The 15,891-nt window shown below is 71.8% G+C and carries 15 protein-coding genes and 1 pseudogene; 9 read left to right on the top strand and 7 right to left on the bottom strand.

Annotation, left to right across the window (positions count from 1 at the left end):
- Positions 1 to 116: 116 nt before the first annotated feature.
- Positions 117 to 893, bottom strand: a complete 777-nt coding sequence (locus AC067M_RS43370) for a polyprenyl synthetase family protein (RefSeq protein ID WP_478702509.1) — start codon at positions 891 to 893, stop codon at positions 117 to 119.
- Positions 894 to 1,019: 126 nt separating this feature from the next.
- Between AC067M_RS43370 and AC067M_RS43365 the strand changes: the two are divergent.
- Together AC067M_RS43365 and AC067M_RS43360 are read left to right on the top strand one after the other, a co-directional pair.
- Positions 1,020 to 1,417 (top strand): annotated as a pseudogene (locus AC067M_RS43365) (F420-dependent oxidoreductase); the annotation flags it as partial.
- Positions 1,418 to 1,511: 94 nt separating this feature from the next.
- Positions 1,512 to 2,873, top strand: coding sequence for a HEAT repeat domain-containing protein (locus AC067M_RS43360; protein ID WP_478702508.1), 1,362 nt, complete (start codon positions 1,512 to 1,514; stop codon positions 2,871 to 2,873).
- Positions 2,874 to 2,987: 114 nt separating this feature from the next.
- Here AC067M_RS43360 and hypE read toward each other — a convergent pair whose 3' ends face one another.
- The 6 genes from hypE to hypA form a co-directional block, all read right to left on the bottom strand.
- Entirely contained in the window at positions 2,988 to 3,977 is a 990-nt protein-coding gene (gene hypE / locus AC067M_RS43355; protein ID WP_478702512.1) for a hydrogenase expression/formation protein HypE, read from the bottom strand.
- Between the two features lie 70 nt (positions 3,978 to 4,047).
- On the bottom strand, positions 4,048 to 5,151 hold the full coding sequence (gene hypD, locus AC067M_RS43350) for a hydrogenase formation protein HypD (RefSeq protein ID WP_478702507.1): 1,104 nt from the start codon (positions 5,149 to 5,151) through the stop codon (positions 4,048 to 4,050).
- The gene (locus AC067M_RS43345; protein WP_478702506.1) at positions 5,148 to 5,456 is read right to left on the bottom strand and encodes a HypC/HybG/HupF family hydrogenase formation chaperone; all 309 of its coding nucleotides are present in this window, start codon (positions 5,454 to 5,456) and stop codon (positions 5,148 to 5,150) included. Before AC067M_RS43345 ends, hypD begins: the two co-directional genes overlap by 4 nt.
- On the bottom strand, positions 5,456 to 7,795 hold the full coding sequence (gene hypF, locus AC067M_RS43340) for a carbamoyltransferase HypF (protein ID WP_478702505.1): 2,340 nt from the start codon (positions 7,793 to 7,795) through the stop codon (positions 5,456 to 5,458). Before hypF ends, AC067M_RS43345 begins: the two co-directional genes overlap by 1 nt.
- Positions 7,792 to 8,568 (bottom strand): hydrogenase nickel incorporation protein HypB, encoded by a 777-nt coding sequence (hypB, locus tag AC067M_RS43335; protein ID WP_478702504.1) that lies wholly within the window; start codon positions 8,566 to 8,568, stop codon positions 7,792 to 7,794. Before hypB ends, hypF begins: the two co-directional genes overlap by 4 nt.
- Positions 8,568 to 8,921 (bottom strand): hydrogenase maturation nickel metallochaperone HypA, encoded by a 354-nt coding sequence (gene hypA / locus AC067M_RS43330; protein WP_478702503.1) that lies wholly within the window; start codon positions 8,919 to 8,921, stop codon positions 8,568 to 8,570. The genes hypB and hypA overlap by 1 nt, the downstream gene beginning before the upstream one ends.
- Positions 8,922 to 9,067: 146 nt before the next feature.
- Between hypA and AC067M_RS43325 the strand changes: the two genes are divergently transcribed.
- The 7 genes from AC067M_RS43325 to AC067M_RS43295 are packed head-to-tail and all read left to right on the top strand — an operon-like array spanning position 9,068 to position 15,880.
- Positions 9,068 to 10,789: an enoyl-CoA hydratase-related protein gene (locus tag AC067M_RS43325; RefSeq protein ID WP_478702511.1), complete on the top strand. Its 1,722-nt coding sequence runs from the start codon at positions 9,068 to 9,070 to the stop codon at positions 10,787 to 10,789.
- Between the two features lie 50 nt (positions 10,790 to 10,839).
- Complete coding sequence (locus AC067M_RS43320; RefSeq protein WP_478702502.1) at positions 10,840 to 11,895, top strand: NADH-quinone oxidoreductase subunit B family protein; 1,056 nt, start codon at positions 10,840 to 10,842, stop codon at positions 11,893 to 11,895.
- A gap of 50 nt (positions 11,896 to 11,945) precedes the next feature.
- Positions 11,946 to 13,736, top strand: a complete 1,791-nt coding sequence (locus tag AC067M_RS43315; RefSeq protein WP_478702501.1) for a nickel-dependent hydrogenase large subunit — start codon at positions 11,946 to 11,948, stop codon at positions 13,734 to 13,736.
- Positions 13,737 to 13,748: 12 nt separating this feature from the next.
- Complete coding sequence (locus AC067M_RS43310; protein ID WP_478702500.1) at positions 13,749 to 14,282, top strand: NifU family protein; 534 nt, start codon at positions 13,749 to 13,751, stop codon at positions 14,280 to 14,282.
- Positions 14,279 to 14,929, top strand: coding sequence for a DUF5947 family protein (locus AC067M_RS43305; protein WP_478702499.1), 651 nt, complete (start codon positions 14,279 to 14,281; stop codon positions 14,927 to 14,929). Before AC067M_RS43310 ends, AC067M_RS43305 begins: the two co-directional genes overlap by 4 nt.
- Positions 14,930 to 14,957: 28 nt before the next feature.
- Positions 14,958 to 15,164, top strand: coding sequence for a hypothetical protein (locus AC067M_RS43300; RefSeq protein ID WP_478702498.1), 207 nt, complete (start codon positions 14,958 to 14,960; stop codon positions 15,162 to 15,164).
- A complete protein-coding gene (locus tag AC067M_RS43295) occupies positions 15,161 to 15,880 on the top strand; it encodes a DUF6084 family protein (protein WP_478702497.1) in 720 nt (239 codons plus the stop codon). Before AC067M_RS43300 ends, AC067M_RS43295 begins: the two co-directional genes overlap by 4 nt.
- Positions 15,881 to 15,891: the final 11 nt, after the last annotated feature.

Below are 15,891 nucleotides of genomic sequence, written 5' to 3'. Positions count from 1 at the left end.
ACGCATGGGTAGTCCTTCCGTCATGGCCGGGCAGCCGACATGGCGTCAGCTGAACGGACCCGGTCTTGACGTGATCCACCGTCAAACAGCCACACCGATCCCACCACTCGAGACGCTCACTCGGGCGAACGCGCCCCGGCCACCAGCAGCAGACAGCACGCCTGCCACGCCCCTAGCAGGACGCCCTGGTACAGGTATCTGCCGCTCTCCAACTGCGGCAAATCATCCGCCGCGGTGACGGTCGGCGGGACCACTCGCCCTCGAAGGTGTCCGACACCCGGGCGGCGGCCGACCGCAGCCACGTCAGAGGGAGGCCGGCGGTGTTTGCCCTCCCAGAGGTCGCCGAGGACCTCCTTGCCGTAGAGGGCCTCGTCGCCGACGAGGTTGAGGACGTCGTCCTGGATCTGGGAGGCGATGCCGATCAGCCGGAACGCCTCGTCGAACCGGTCGAGCACGGCCGGGTCGGTGACGCCGGCGCACACGGCGCCGATCCGGCAGGGGCTGATGCAGGTGTACCAGCCGGTCTTCTTGCTGCTCATCGTGAGGTACGCCGTGTCGTCGGCGGGCACCTCGTGGTGCCGGATCCAGCCCAGTTCGATGGCCTGGCCCTCGACGCTCTCCCGGCACATGTGCAGCGTCTCCCGGATCAGGCCGAGGGTGCGGGCCAGGCCGAGCGTGGTCAGGTTCGACACCAGCGTGTCGACGGCGAGCAAGTTCAGCGCGTCGCCCACGGTCACCGCGAGTCCCGCGCTGTGCGCCGTGTGGAGCGTGGGCAGCCCGCGGCGGTGCGTGGACTCGTCCGCGATGTCGTCGTGGACGAGGAAGGCGTTGTGGAACAGCTCCAGCATCGCCGCGCCGCGGGCGGCGTCCTGGGCACGTCCGCCGAAGGCCACGCAGGCCGCGACCGTGAGCGTGGCCGCAGGCCCTTGCCCTGGCGGGCCGGGTACGCTCGCACCAGGTCGTACAGGTCGCGGCGCGGTTCCCGGTCCGGGATCAGGAGGCGCATCTCGTCCGCCACCGTCTACTTCGAACCCAAGGCGTACCGCCCCGAGGGCCCGCGCCTCTGGTTCGGCGGGCAGCGCCTGCACGGCTCCGTCCTGCGCCGGCTCGTCCGGTACGGCCACGGCTTCCACCCCCTGGGCCGCCCGAGCCCACAGGACATGCACCTGCTCAAGAACGCGATGGCAGCGGCCGGCCGGGACGTCACCGAACTGGAGATGATCGGCGGCGCCCGGGCCACCTTCCCCGACGACCACTCCACGGCCGACCTCGGCGCGGCCCTCGCGGGCATTCCGAACAACTGGCACAGGGCTTCACGACGTTCTGCGTCAAGCCGAACCAGTTCATCGACGACCCCGACGGCATCGGCGTGTTCTGCCGTGGGGTGGTGCGCCGCGTAGAAGCGCTGACGGCCTGACCGGACCCGCCCTGGCCCAGGAATCCATCTGACAGATCATCGAGTGATGTGATCTGTTGTAGGCAAGGGCACTCGACACGGCACAAGGGGTGGTATGGGAGAAGTCGCAGCGGCCGGCCGGCTCGTGTCGGCGGTCCGGGCGGGGGACGCCGACGAGGTACGGAACCTGCTGGAATCCGGTGCGGACCCGGACACGGACGACGGCGACGGACTGCCGGTGCTGTGCGTGGCCGTGGCCTCCTACGACCAGCCGGTCGCCGCCGCGTTGGTGGAGGGCGGCGCCGACCCCGACCGAGTACTGCCGGACGGGACGACCCCGCTGTGGCGTGCCGTCGACGGCGGCTCCCCGGCGATCGTCTCGGCGGTGCTGGGCAAGGAGCCCCGGCTGCGGATCGCCCAGGCCGACCGTGAGCGGCTCCTCGACCTGGCCCGGAGCTGGTACGAGACGGGCGCGGCCGAGGAGCTGCGGCGCAGGACCGGCGCGCAGGGCCCCGCCGTGACGGTCCGGGTCGAGGACGACGAGTGTGACCACGTCGACGAGGTGTCCCTCGGCGGACTCACCGTTCGTGCCGGACACGGTGCCGTTCTGACCGTCCTGGAGTGGGCTTTCCGCGTCCTGACCCCCGTGGACGAAATCATCGCCCGCGCTCTCGCGCAGCCGTACGAGGACCACGTGGACTGGTCGGCGGCCTGGTCCGTACTGGGCCAGCGCCCGAGCAGGGAGACCTGGTCGGCCGTGACGGCCCACCGCCACCACCCCGACCCGGCCCGTCGCCTTCTCGTGGCGTGGTTCCTGTGGGTCAGGTCGGTCACCCCGCCGGACCGCGGCCGGTTCGCGAAGGCGGACTGCGAGCTCATCGCCACCTGGGCGGCCGAGGAAACGGACGGCGCGGTCCTCGCCAGGCTGTTCGACACGTTCACCAAGCACGACCACCCCGGCCTGGAAGCGACCGCTCTCCGCCACGCGGACCACCCGGACCCCCGAGTGCGCCGCGAAGTGCCGTACATCCTCCCCACCCGCGGCACCTCGCTCACCCCTGAGGCCCGGACCGCGTTGCTCACCCTCATACGGGACCCGGACCCGGGCGTACGGAGCAGCGCGTGCGCGGTCGCCGCCACGTGCGACACCCCCACGCCGGAGCTGACCCAGGCAGTGCTGTCGCTGGCGCGGGACCCGGATCCCGCCGTGCGCGCGGCCACCGCGGCGGCACTGGCCGCATCCCACGACCACTCGCCCCCCACAGCCGACGCGTTGGCCGCGTTGCTGGACGAGGACGACCAACTCGTACGCTTGGAGGCCGCCTACGGCCTCGCGCGACGCGACGACCCGCGCACCGAAGAGGCCATCGGCCGGGTCGGCCCCCTCGGCCCCGGATTCGACGACGACCACCGGAGTTGGGCGCTGTGGCGGTGGAAACGAGCGAAAGACGCCCATGCAGCGGGCGACGAGGGCTGAGGCGGGCAGGCCGCAACCGCACGGTCCGGCCGGCGACCTCCCCGAAGCAGGGACGAAGCCGTGCGGCGACCGGGACACCTCTCCCCGTCGGCCGCACGGCCTCGTCCGCACCGCTCAGCAGATGCGCGGCAGTTGCTCACCGAGAGGCAGGTCCACGACCCGGGTGCCGCCGAGGCCGGTCCGGGCGACGACCATGCCCGGATGGTCGGCCACACACGTACCGATGACGGCGGCGCCCGCGCCCTGCGGGTGGGCGTGCATCGCCGCGAGGACGGCGTCGGCATGCTCGGGCGGTACGAAGGCCACCAGGCGCCCCTCGTTGGCGACATACAGCGGGTCGAGCCCGAGGAAACCGCAGGCCGCGGCCACCGAGTCGGGCACCGGGACCGCGCTCTCCGTGAGCACGACACCCGTGCCGGACGCGGCGGCGATCTCGCACAGCGAGGTCCCGAGCCCGCCCCGCGTCGGATCGCGCAGCACATGCACGTCCGGCGTGACGTCCAGCATCGCGGCCACCAGCCCACCCAGCGGCGCGGTGTCGCTGACGACGTCGGAGCCGAACCCCAGTCCCTCGCGCACGCTCAGCACCGCCACCCCGTGCGCCCCGATCGGCCCGCTGACGATCACCACGTCACCCGGCGTCGCCCGCTGCGGACGGATGTCGACACCGGCCGGGATCAGGCCGATGCCGGACGTGTTGACGTACACGCCGTCGCCGTGGCCCGCCTCGACGACCTTGGTGTCCCCGGTCGCCACCGTCACCCCGGCGGCGGAGGCGGCCGCGCCCACCGCCTGGGCGACCCGGCCCACCACGTCCAGTTCGACGCCCTCCTCCAGGATGAAGGCCGTCGACAGATAGGCGGCCCGGGCGCCGCTCATCGCCAGGTCGTTGACCGTGCCGTTGACGGCCAGGTCGCCGATGCTGCCGCCGGGGAAGAACAGCGGGCGTACGACATAGGAGTCGGTGGAGAACGCCAGGCGGGCGCCGCCCAGTTCGACGGCGGCGGAGTCGGTGAGCGCGGCGAGTGTCTCGTTGCCGTACGCCGCCGCGAACAGGTGCTGCGTCAGTTCGCCGGAGAGCGCGCCGCCGCCCCCGTGGCCCATCACGACCACCGGATGGTCGCGCAGGGGAGCGGGGCAGGACCAGTTCGCGGGGTCGACGACCGTATCCGTGTCAGCCAACGGGGGCCACCTCCAGTCGCCGGTACAGGTAGTACGCCGCGCAGGCACCCTCGCTGGAGACCATCGTGGCGCCGAGCGGGGTGCGTGGCGTGCAGGTCGTGCCGAAGGCGGGGCACTCGTTGGGCTTGATCAGCCCCTGCAGCACCTCGCCGCTGCGGCACTCGGGGGACTCGACCGTCCTCACGTCGCCGACGTCGAAGCGGTGTTCGGCGTCGTACTCCCGGAAGGCCTCGGACAGCCGCCAGCCGCTGTCCGGGATCACGCCGATGCCGCGCCAGGCCCGGTCGGTGACCTCGAAGACCTCCTCGATCATGCGCAGCGCGGCAGGATTGCCCGCCTCGCGCACCGCGCGCGGATAGGCGTTCTCCACCCGGTGCTCGCCGCGCTCCAGCTGCCGGACCGTACGGCGCACGCCCTCCAGGATGTCCAGCGGCTCGAAGCCGGTCACCACGATCGGCACCCGGTGGCGCTCGGCCAGCTCCGGGTACTCGGCGGTGCCCATCACGCTGCACACGTGGCCGGCCGCCAGGAAAGCCTGGACCCGGCACTCGGGCGCCGTCATGATCGCCTCTACCGCCGGCGGAACGCGTACGTGCGACACCAGCAGGCTGAAGTTGCGGATGCCGAGCCGACGGGCCTCGTGGACGGTCATCGCGTTGGCCGGGGCCGTCGTCTCGAAGCCGATGCCGAAGAACACGACCTCCTTGTCCGGCTCGCGGCGCGCGATCTCCAGGGCGTCGAGCGGCGAGTACACCACCCGTACGTCACCGCCCTCGCCCTTGACCCGGAACAGGTCACGGCCGGTGCCGGGCACGCGCAGCATGTCGCCGAAGGAGCAGAACACGACGTTCGGGCGGGCCGCGATCGCCAGCGCCTTGTCGATCATCTCCAGCGGTGTCACACACACCGGACAACCCGGCCCGTGGATCAACTCGACCTCGTCCGGGAGGAGTTGGTCGATGCCGTGCCGGATGATGGAGTGGGTCTGCCCGCCGCAGACCTCCATCATCGCCCAGGGGCGGGTGACCGTGGCGTGGATCTCGTCCAGCAGCCGCCGGGCCAGCTCCGGGTCGTTGAACTCCTCGATGTACTTCATCGCACGCCCTCCTCACCGGCGGGCTCGGGGGCAGTCCCCTCCGCCTCGGCGCGCGCCCACGCGTCGCCGAACTCCTCCTCCAGCAGACCTAGTTGCTCGAACAGCTCCAGCGAGGAGCGAGCCGACTCCTCGTCCAGCCGCTGCAACGCGAAACCGACGTGGACGATGACGTACTCGCCCACCTGGGCCTTAGGGACGTAGGCGAGGCACACCTCTTTGACCACGCCGCCGAAGTCGACCCGCGCCATGGGCGTGCCGTCCCGGTCTTCGATCCCGACCACACGGCCGGGTACCGCCAAGCACATCAGCGTCCTCCTTGTCGTTCGGAACGATCTGTCCACGCGCCCATGACCAGCTGGCCGAGCGCGAGACCACCGTCGTTGGGCGGCACCCGCCGATGGCGGAGCACCGTGAACCCGTCCGCCGCGAGCAGCGCGGCACACGCGGCGTCGAGCAGAGCGTTGGCGAACACCCCGCCCGACAGCGCCGCCACCTCCGCCCCCGTCTCACGGCGGGCGAGCCGGCAGACGTCCGCCACGGCCGCCGCGACCCCGCGGTGGAATCGGGCGGAGATCACCGGGACGGGCACCCCGCGCCGTAGATCGGCGACGATCGCGCCCAGCACCGGCCTCGGATCCAGGCCGGCGGCGAAGGCGTACGCCCCGGTCTCCTCCGGCCAGGCGAGCACCGCGGCCGCCTCCAGCTCGATCGCGGCCTGCGCCTCATAGCGGGCCCGATGGCAGATCCCCACCAGCGAGGAGACCGCGTCGAAGAGCCGCCCCATGGACGAGGTCGGCACACAGGCCGTCCCACGCGCCAACTGCTGCTCCAGCAATCGCAGTTCCTGAGCCGTGCATGCCGCGACGCAGGGCAGGTCGGCATCCCAGGGCAACCCCGCCGCACTCAACCGCGCCAGCGCCATCCGGCACGGGTTGGCCACGCCCGCGTCACCGCCGGGCAGCGGCGCGTACCGCAGATGGGCGAAGCGGTGGAAGCCGGCGTAGCCACCGACCAGCACCTCCCCGCCCCACACCGCCCCGTCGTCGCCGTACCCGGTGCCGTCGAAGGCGACGCCGACGACGCGCGCGCCACCGTCCAGCCCGTGCTCGGCCATGACGGACGCGACATGAGCGTGGTGATGCTGCACCAGCCGCAGCGCAAGCCCATCCGACTCCGAGGCCCGCCGCGCCCAGCGGGCCGAGTGGTACCCCGGATGCCGATCGGCTGCCAGCAGCCCGTGCTCGATCCCCGTCAGCGTCCGCAGCCGCCCCGCCGCGCGCTCGAAGGCCCGTACGGTGGCCAGGTCGCCCATGTCACCGATGTGCGGGGAGAACCAGGCACGGTCCTCGGCCCCCAGGCACAGGGCGTTCTTCAGGTCACCGCCCACCGCGAGGGCCGGAGCGACGGGAACGGGCAGCGCGAGCGGCTCCGGAACATGCCCGCGCGACCGGCGCAGTACGACCTCGCCGCCCCCGTCCGGCCGCACGCGCACCACGGAGTCGTCACAGGGCGCCTCGATGACCCGGTCGTGGCCCAGCCAGGCGTCGGCGATCCCGGCGAGCCGCTCCACCGCCTCGGCGTCGTCGCTGACGATCGGCTCCCCGGAACGGTTCCCGCTGGTCATCACCAGCACCCGCGGGCCCGGCGGATCGCCCGGCAGCCCGAACAGCAGCCGGTGCAACGGGGTGTACGGCAGCATCACGCCGACGTCCGGACTGCCCGGACACACCCCTTCGGCGAGCCCGTCGGCCCCCTCGCGCCGGCGCAGCAGCACGATCGGCCGCCGACGGCTCGTCAGCACCGCCCGGTCTTCCGCACCGATGTGGGCCAGCCGCTCCGCCCCCGCCAGGTCCGCGCACATCACGGCAAATGGCTTGCCGCCGCGCTCCTTGCGCGAGCGCAGAGCGGCAACGGCCCGCTCGTCACCGGCGTCACAGGCCAGGTGGTAGCCCCCGAGCCCCTTGACGGCCAGCACAGCGCCCCTCGCCAGCAGTCGCCGCGCCTCCGCCAGCGCCACCTCACCGTCGTACGGACGGCTGCCGGGGACGGTGAGTCGCAGCCGGGGCCCGCAGTCGTGGCAGGCCACCGGCTGCGCGTGGAAGCGCCGGTCGGCCGGGTCCGCGTACTCGGTGGCGCACGCCGTGCACAGCGGGAAGACGGCCATGGTGGTCGTCGCCCGGTCGTAGGGGAGAGCGGTGGAGATGGTGAAGCGGGGGCCGCAGTGCGTGCACGTGATGAAGGGGTGCCGGTGCCGCCGGTCCGCCGGGTCCGCCAGCTCCCGCAGACAGTCCTCACAGGTGGCGGTGTCCGGCGGGATGAGCGTGCGGCCCGGGCCGTCGCCCTCGGAGGACTGGATGACGAAACCGGCCGCACCGACGACCGGAACGGTCTCGTACGCCACCTCCTGGACGTCGGCCAGAGGCGGCGGCCGCTCGGTCAGGGCCCGGCAGAATTCGGCCACGGTCTCGGGGGCGCCCTCCACCTCGGCGACCACGCCCTCCGCACCGTTGCGGACGTGCCCCGCGAGGCCCAACTCCCCGGCCAGCCGGTGCACGAAGGGCCGGAACCCCACGCCCTGCACAGTCCCGCGCACGGTCACCCGCCGCCGTTCCGCGCCCTGCGCGGTCGCCGTCGTGGCGGTCACGCGGTGGTGGGCTGGGACGAGGGGTGCCCGTGGTCGTGGTCATGGGCGTGACCGGACCCGTGATCATGGCCGTGCGCGCGCAGATGGTCCGCCGCCAGCAGCGGGACGTGCGGTGCGTCTCCGTCCGCCACGGCGAGGACGCGGTCGAGGAGGAGGTTGACGCCCTGCCCGTCACGGGCCGAGGTGTGCAGGATCTCCACTCCCGGGTTGACGCGCTCCACGGCCTCCGTGAAGGCGACCCCGTCGAAGCCGACGGCGTCGGCGAGGTCCGTCTTCGTCAGCACCACGAGCTGGGCGGCTCCGAAGGCGGTCGGGTACTTCAGCGGCTTGTCCTCGCCCTCCGTCACCGACATGAGCGTCACGCGCAGCGTCTCGCCCAGGTCGTAGGAGGCGGGGCAGACCAGGTTCCCCACGTTCTCCACGAACAGCAGCCGGGTCGCGTCCGGCAGCCAGCCCTCGAGGAGCCCGCGCACTTGCGCCGACTCCAGATGGCACAGCCCGCCGGTCAGCACCTGCTTCACGGGCGCTCCGGAGCGCGCGAGGCGACGGGCGTCGTTCTCCGTGGCCAGGTCCGCGGTGAGAGCGGCGACGGCCACGCCACGCTCCAGGGACCGGCGCAGCACCAGTTCGAGCAGCGCGGTCTTGCCACTGCCCGGACTGGAGAGCAGATTGACGGCGGTCACCCGCCGCTTCGCCAGGTCGGCGCGGAGCTGCGCCGCCAGACCGTCGTTCTTGGCCAGTACGGCCGTCCGTACGTCGACGCTGCGGCACATCACGGGCTCCCTGCCATTCGTACCTCCGCCAGTTCCAGTTCCCGCCCGGTCAGCAGCTCGGCCGCCGCGGTGTCGCAGTGCGGGCACCACAGCGCGGGCGGCGAGCCCACGTCGAAGCGCGCGTCGCAGCCGCCGCACCGGGCGCGGGCCGGCACCTCTTCGATGACCAGTTCCGCGCCGTGCAGTGCGGTGCCCTCGGCGACCAGTGAGAAGGAGAAGCGCAGTGCGTCCGGGACCACACCGGCCAGTTCGCCGATCCGCAGCGTCACGCCCGCCACCGCGTCCGCCCCGTGTTCCCGGGCGACCTCCTCGGCGCTCTCCACGACGGCGGCAGCGATCGACAGCTCGTGCATGGTCGGCCACGGTAGGCACGGCCACAGCGCCACAGCCGCACGCCAACGCGGACGGCAGGTGTTTTCCCCCGCCCGGCCCAAGCCCGCGATCCCCGGGGGCGCGCCTCGCGCCCCGTACCGCGGTCTACGGGCAGCATCACCGCGTGATGCGGATTCTGCTTCTTGCCAGCGCCTTCAACAGCCTCACCCAGCGGGTCCACGCGGAACTGCGCGATGTGGGGCACCCGGTCGCCGTGGAACTGGCCTTCGGGGACGACCGGCGACTCACCGACGCGGTGCGCCACCACGCGCCCGACCTCCTGATCGCCCCCATGCTGACGACCGCCGTCCCGGAAGAGGTCTGGTCGGCGTATCCCTGCCTGATCGTCCACCCTGGCCCACCCGGCGACCGCGGCCCGTCCTCCCTCGACCGAGCCGTCCAGGAAGGCCGCGACCGCTGGGGCGTGACGGTCCTCCAGGCGGTCGCCGAGATGGACGCGGGACCGGTCTGGGCGTCGGCGGACTTCACCATCCCCCCGGACGTCGGCAAGAGCGACCTCTACCGGGGTGAGCTGGCCGACGCCGCCGTACGAGCGGTCCTGCTGGCCGTCGAGCGCTTCGCCTCCGGCACCTTCACCCCCGTCACACCCCCCACGCACACCTGGCAGCCGTACCTGACCCAGGCGGAACGCCGCATCGACTGGCACACGGACCCCACCACCACGGTCCTCCGCAAACTCCGCGCAGCCGACTCCCAGCCGGGCGTCCTGGACACCTTCCTGGGCGCCGACTGGTACCTCCACGGCGGCCACCCCGAACCCCACCTCAAAGGCACCCCGGGCGAACTCCTGGCCACCCACAACGGAGCAATCTGCCGAGCCACAACGGACGGCGCGGTATGGATCCCGGAACTGAGAACGAAACGCCTCCCCGGGGGCCCGGCGACATTCAAGTTGCCGGCGAAGTCGGCACTTGAGGGGCGCGGGGCTGTGACATGTGCGGCTCCGCCGCGTGGGCGCGACCAGCCCCCCGCAACCCGCACCCGAATTCCCTCATGCGGAAGCTACTCCGACATCCACTACGAGGAACAAGGCACAGTCGGCCACCTCACCTTCCGCTTCCCCGGCGGCGCCATGAGCACAGCCCAGTGCCGCAGACTCCTCACCGCCTACCGCCACGCCCGCACCCGCCCGACGGACGTGATCCTCCTCGGCGCCAAAAGAGACTTCTTCTCCAACGGCATCCACCTCAACACCATCGAAGCCGCCCCCGACCCCGCCGCCGAATCCCTGGCCAACATCGAGGCCATCGACGACCTGGTCGAGGAAATCCTCACCACCACCGACCGCCTGGTGATCGCCGCCCTGCCCGGTAACGCGGCAGCGGGAGGCGCGATGCTGGCCCTCGCCGCGGACGAGGTGTGGTGCCGCCGGGGCGCCGTCCTCAATCCGCACTACCGCCTGATGGGCCTGTACGGCTCCGAGTACTGGACCTACACCCTGCCCCGCAAGGTCGGCCCGGTGGTCGCCGCCCGCCTCACCGAGGACGCCCTGCCGCTCAGCGCGGCCTCGGCCCACTCGCTCGGCCTGGTGGACCAGGTCATCGACTGCGCACCCACCGAGTTCGCGGGCGCGATCACCCGAATGGCCGACCGCCTGGCCCGTTCCGCGAGCCTTCCCGCCCGACTCGGCGCCAAGAAGGCCGCACGCGAGCGCGATGAGGCCGTACGCCCCCTGCGCGCCTACCGCGCCGCAGAGCTGGAGCGCATGCGTGCCGTCTTCGACGACCCGGCCGCCCCCTACCACGCCCTGCGCTCCGCCTTCGTCCGCAAGCGTCGGCCGAACGGGACACCGGACCACCTCCGAACGGAGTGTCCGAATGGTGCGTGATTGCGTGCTATGTCAGCCTGCTGCGGGGGACGCCGCAAGGAAGGGATCCCATGAGCACCGACACCCAGGCCCCCGCGGCCGTGGAGGAAGTTCACATCCTGTGGACCTCGGAGGGCATGAGCTGCGACGGCGACACCATCTCGGTCACCGCCGCATCGCTGCCCAGTCTGGAGGACGTCGTCCTCGGCGCCATTCCGGGCCTGCCCAAGGTCGTACTGCACAACAAGGTGCTCTCGTACGACAGCGCCGACGATTTCACCCGGCCCTTCCACCAGGCCGCCGACGGTGAACTCGGCGCCCCGTACGTCCTCGTCGTGGAGGGCTCCATCCCCAACGAGCGCATCAATGGCGAGGGCTACTGGACCTCGATGGGCAACGACCGCCGCACGGGCGAGCCCATCACCCTGAACACCTGGATCGACCGGCTCGCTCCCGGCGCCTTCGCCGTCATCGCGGTCGGCACCTGTGCCACGTACGGCGGTATCCACGCCATGGCGGGCAACCCCACCGGCTGCATGGGCCTCGCCGACTACCTCGGCTGGGACTTCCGTTCGGCCGGCGGGCTGCCCATCGTCAACGTGCCCGGCTGTCCGGTCCAGCCCGACAACTTCATGGAGACCGTGACCTGGCTGCTCTACCAGGCCGCCGGGATGGCCCCGCCGATCCCGCTCGACGAACAGCTGCGTCCCACCTGGCTGTTCGGCAAGACCGTGCACGAGGGCTGCGACCGTGCCGCGTACTACGAGCAGGGTGACTTCGCCAAGGACTACAACTCGCCCAAGTGCCAGGTGAAGATCGGCTGTTGGGGCCCCGTGGTCAACTGCAACGTCACCAAGCGGGGCTGGATGGACGGCATCGGCGGCTGCCCCAACGTCGGCGGCATCTGCATCGGCTGCACCATGCCGGGCTTCCCCGACAAGTTCATGCCGTTCATGGACGAGCCGCCCGGCGCCAGCGTCTCCTCCGCCCTCGCCTCCTCCACCTACGGCCCGCTGGTGCGCACGCTGCGCGCCATCACCAACCGTTCGGTCAACAAAGAGCCCAAGTGGCGTCACAACCGCACCGAGCTCACCTCCGGCTTCGCGCCGCGCTGGCCCGGCAAGTGACCTGACCCCATCACCCCACGCCTGACCCTTGTGTGAAAGGAAACCGTCCAGTGACGACGAGCCAGGCCGCGCCCGCGGAGCAGCGCACCCTCACCGACGTAGCGTTTGATCCCATCACCCGGATCGTCGGCAACCTGGGCATCTACACGAAGATCGACTTCAACGCCCGGGAGGTCGTCGAGTGCAAGAGCACCTCGTCGATCTTCCGTGGCTACAGCGTCTTCATGAAGGGCAAGGACCCGCGCGACGCCCACTTCATCACCAGCCGCATCTGCGGCATCTGCGGGGACAACCACGCCACCTGCTCGGTGTACGCGCAGAACATGGCCTACGGCGTGAAGCCACCGCCGCTCGCGGAGTGGATCATCAACCTCGGCGAGGCCGCCGAGTACATGTTCGACCACACGATCTTCCAGGACAACATGGTCTTCGTCGACTACTGCGAACGCATGGTCAAGGAGACCAACCCGGGGGTGTGGGAGCGGGCCGAGCGCACCCCGGCGCCGCGCGGCGACCAGCACGGCCACCGCACCATCGGCGACATCATGAGCTCGTACAACCCCTTCGAGGGGGCCACGTACAAAGAGGCACTGGTCATGAGCCGCCTCACGCGCGAGATGATCTGCCTCATGGAGGGCCGCCACGTACACCCCTCCACGCTCTACCCGGGCGGTGTCGGCACGGTCGCCACGCCCCAGCTCTTCACGGACTACCTGGTTCGCCTGACCCGCTGTCTGGACTTCGTCAAGCGCGCCGTCGCCATGAACGACGACGTCTTCGACTTCTTCTACGAGGCCCTGCCGGGCTACCAGGAGGTCGGCAGGCGCCGCACGATGCTCGGCTGCTGGGGCGCCTTCCAGGACCCGGAGATCGTCGACTACGACTACAAGAAGATGAACGAGTGGGGCAACCGCATGTTCGTCACTCCGGGCATCGTGGTCGACAACCAGCTCGTCACCACGGACCTGGTCGACATCAACCTCGGCATGCGCATCCTGCTCGGCAGCTCGTACTACGAGGACTGGACCGGCGAGGAGACCTTCGTCGACAAGGACCCACTGGGCAACCCGGTCGACAAGCGCCACCCCTGGAACCAGACCACCCTGCCCGCACCGCAGAAGCGTGACCTGGACGGCGGCAACTACAGCTGGGTGATGAGCCCGCGCTGGTTCGACAAGCGCACCAACGACTTCCTCGCCCTGGACACCGGCGGCGGTCCCATCGCCCGCCTCTGGGCCACCGCCCTCGCCGGGAAGGTCAACACGCCGTACGTGCGCTCGACCGGGCACAGCGTCCAGATCGACCTGCCGAAGACGCCGTCGTCACCGGAGGTCCGCCTGGAGTGGACGCCCCCGCCGTTCCCCAACACCATCGAGCGCAACCGGGCCCGCATGTACTTCGTCGCCTACGCGGCGGGCATGGCCCTCCACTTCGTCGACCAGGCCCTGAACGAGGTCCGTTCCGGCGTCACCAAGACCTTCCAGGACTTCAAGGTGCCCAAGGACGCCATCGGCTGCGGATTCCACGAGGCCGTGCGCGGTGTGCTCAGCCACCACATGGTGATCCGAGACGGCAAGATCGCCAACTACCACCCGTACCCGCCGACCCCGTGGAACGCCAGCCCCCGCGACTTCTACGGCACGCCCGGCCCGTACGAGGACGCCGTGCAGGGCTGCCCGATCTTCGAGGAGAACGGGCCGGAGAACTTCAAGGGCATCGACATCATGCGCACCGTCCGCAGCTTCGACCCCTGCCTGCCGTGCGGTGTCCACATGTACCTCGGCGGCGGCCGCACCCTCACCCAGTCCCACTCGCCGACCTTCGGCACCCTCGCGGGCTAGGGCGTCCCGACGATGACCTGGGAACCCTGGGAGGACTCCCACGCGCGCGGCCAGGTGGCGCTGGCCGAGGAGCGGCTGTCCGGCCTGGACGCCCTGCCGGACGGCCTCGCCGCGAGACGGGCCGCCGAGACCGTCGAGACACTCGTCGGGCTGTACGGGCAGTGCCTGGGCCGGATCACCGCCCACCTGGCGGACCACCCCGACCTGCTGGAACGGCTGGCCGCCGACGAACTCGTCGGCCACCTCCTCCTCGTCCACGACCTGCACCCCGTTCCGGTCGAGACCCGGGTGCGCCAGGCCCTCGCGGCCCTGCCCGGCGGCACGCCGGAGCTGCTGGAACTGTCCGGCTCCGCCGTACGGGTCCGGATCCAGCAGAGCGGCTGCGGTGCGGCGGGCGCCGAGCAGGCCGTACGGGAGGCGCTGGCCGCGCGGGCACCGGAGATCGAGGACGTACGGATGGAGGGCGGCCAGGCCGACGGGGCGCTGATCCCCGTGGACGCGCTGTTCCGCGACCGCATGCCCGTCGGCGGAGGAGCCTGCGGATGAGCGGGCTGCGACGCGTGGCCCGGCAGGCGTCCCGGGCCGACGGACACGGCGCCCGTGAGGAGCGGTGCGACCTGTGCGCCCAGCCGCTGCCGACCGGGCACCCGCACCGCCATGTGCTCCAGCCGGCCAGTGGCACCGTCTCGTGCGCCTGCCGCGCCTGCGCCGTGCTGTTCGACCACGGCGCGACCTCGGCCGGCGGCTACCGACTGCTGCCCCGGGAGCGGCGCAGGCTCGACGGCTTCCGCATCGACGACGCCGTCTGGGCGGGTCTCGGTGTCCCCGTCTCCCTCGCCTTCTTCACCCGATCGGCGGAGACCGGCGAGGTCACCGCGGCCTACCCGAGCCCGCTGGGCGCGCTGCGCGCCATCGCTCCCGCGGACAGCTGGCGGGAGGTCGAACAGGGCCACCCCGACCTGTCGGAGCACGTCACCGACGTGACCGCGCTGCTGGTGCACCGGGCCCGCGGGGCCGCCGAGCACTGGCTCGTCCCGCTCGACGACTGCTACCGCCTGGTCGCCGTCGTGCGCGCACACTGGAAGGGTCTGGACGGCGGCTCCGAGGTGTGGCAGCGGGTCGAGGACTTCTTCCGTGAACTCACCGAACCGACCGAAGCCGCCCCCTTCACCGCAGCCACTCCCTCACCGTAGCCACCCCTATCACCACCGAGGAGGCGTCATGGGCATCACCGTAGGCAAACCCGACGTCGAGCCCGACAAGCCCGCGCACGTCGCGGGCGTACGGCGCGGCAACCACAAGGGCCTGATCAAGCGCCAGCCGGGACACCGCAGGGACGACCGCTCCACGGCGCGCCGCTCCACCGGCATCAACGCCCGGCACCGCAACCCGGTCGACCGGGACATGCCGAACCTGCCGCCCGCATGACGGCGTCCCCCACGCTGTCCGCTCCGGTGGCGCCGGTCCTGGCGTTCGCCGTCACCGGAGTGGGGGAGGAGCCCTTCGCGGCGCTGCCCACCCTCCGCTTCGACCTGGAGATCGCCAGAACCGGCGGCCAACCGGTCGGCTCGGTCGCCCTGACCACCGTCGTCCGCATCGACGTCGCCCGCCGCCGCTACGGCCCAGAGGCCCAGGAGGCGCTCGGCGAACTGTTCGGCGCGCCCGAGCAGTGGGCGACCGGCATGCGCCCCCTCACCTGGGCCCGCACCACCGTCCACGTCCCGGCCTTCGACGACCGCACGACGGTACGGATCCCCGTCGAGTGCTCCTACGACACAGAGCTGGCCGTCACCAAGTACCTGCGCGCGGTCGGCGACGAGGGCGACGTACCGCTCGACTTCCTCTTCAGCGGCACCGTCTTCCACCGGACCCCCGGCGGGCCCGGACTCGCCGCGTCCCGCATCTCCTGGTCGGACGGCGACACCCGCTACGCCCTGCCGGCCGCCCTCTGGCACTCCCTCACCGACCGCTACCACGCGGGCAGCCCCTGGCTGCGGCTGTCTCGCGACACCTACGACCGCCTCGACGCCTACCGCGCCCGCAACGTCCTCGGCACCCCCGACGACGCCGTGCGCGCCCTGCTCGACGGCACCGCCCGTCACCACTCGGACCACTCGGACCACTCGGGGACCACCACCACATGACCCTCACCGAC

This window comes from Streptomyces sp. NPDC043427 (assembly GCF_056436655.1).
The sequence above is the reverse complement of the archived record's forward strand: the minus strand, read 5'-3'. Positions and strand labels throughout refer to the sequence as shown.

Bases quoted from the DNA above. Each gene is read 5' to 3' on its own strand.
- AC067M_RS43360 (WP_478702508.1), top strand. From the start codon at position 1,512: ATGGGAGAAGTCGCAGCGGCCGGCCGGCTCGTGTCGGCGGTCCGGGCG.
- hypE (WP_478702512.1), bottom strand. From the start codon at position 3,977: ATGGGCCACGGGGGCGGCGGCGCGCTCTCCGGCGAACTGACGCAGCAC.
- hypD (WP_478702507.1), bottom strand. From the start codon at position 5,151: ATGAAGTACATCGAGGAGTTCAACGACCCGGAGCTGGCCCGGCGGCTG.
- AC067M_RS43345 (WP_478702506.1), bottom strand. From the start codon at position 5,456: ATGTGCTTGGCGGTACCCGGCCGTGTGGTCGGGATCGAAGACCGGGAC.
- hypB (WP_478702504.1), bottom strand. From the start codon at position 8,568: ATGTGCCGCAGCGTCGACGTACGGACGGCCGTACTGGCCAAGAACGAC.
- hypA (WP_478702503.1), bottom strand. From the start codon at position 8,921: ATGCACGAGCTGTCGATCGCTGCCGCCGTCGTGGAGAGCGCCGAGGAG.
- AC067M_RS43325 (WP_478702511.1), top strand. From the start codon at position 9,068: ATGCGGATTCTGCTTCTTGCCAGCGCCTTCAACAGCCTCACCCAGCGG.
- AC067M_RS43320 (WP_478702502.1), top strand. From the start codon at position 10,840: ATGAGCACCGACACCCAGGCCCCCGCGGCCGTGGAGGAAGTTCACATC.
- AC067M_RS43310 (WP_478702500.1), top strand. From the start codon at position 13,749: ATGACCTGGGAACCCTGGGAGGACTCCCACGCGCGCGGCCAGGTGGCG.
- AC067M_RS43305 (WP_478702499.1), top strand. From the start codon at position 14,279: ATGAGCGGGCTGCGACGCGTGGCCCGGCAGGCGTCCCGGGCCGACGGA.
- AC067M_RS43300 (WP_478702498.1), top strand. From the start codon at position 14,958: ATGGGCATCACCGTAGGCAAACCCGACGTCGAGCCCGACAAGCCCGCG.
- AC067M_RS43295 (WP_478702497.1), top strand. From the start codon at position 15,161: ATGACGGCGTCCCCCACGCTGTCCGCTCCGGTGGCGCCGGTCCTGGCG.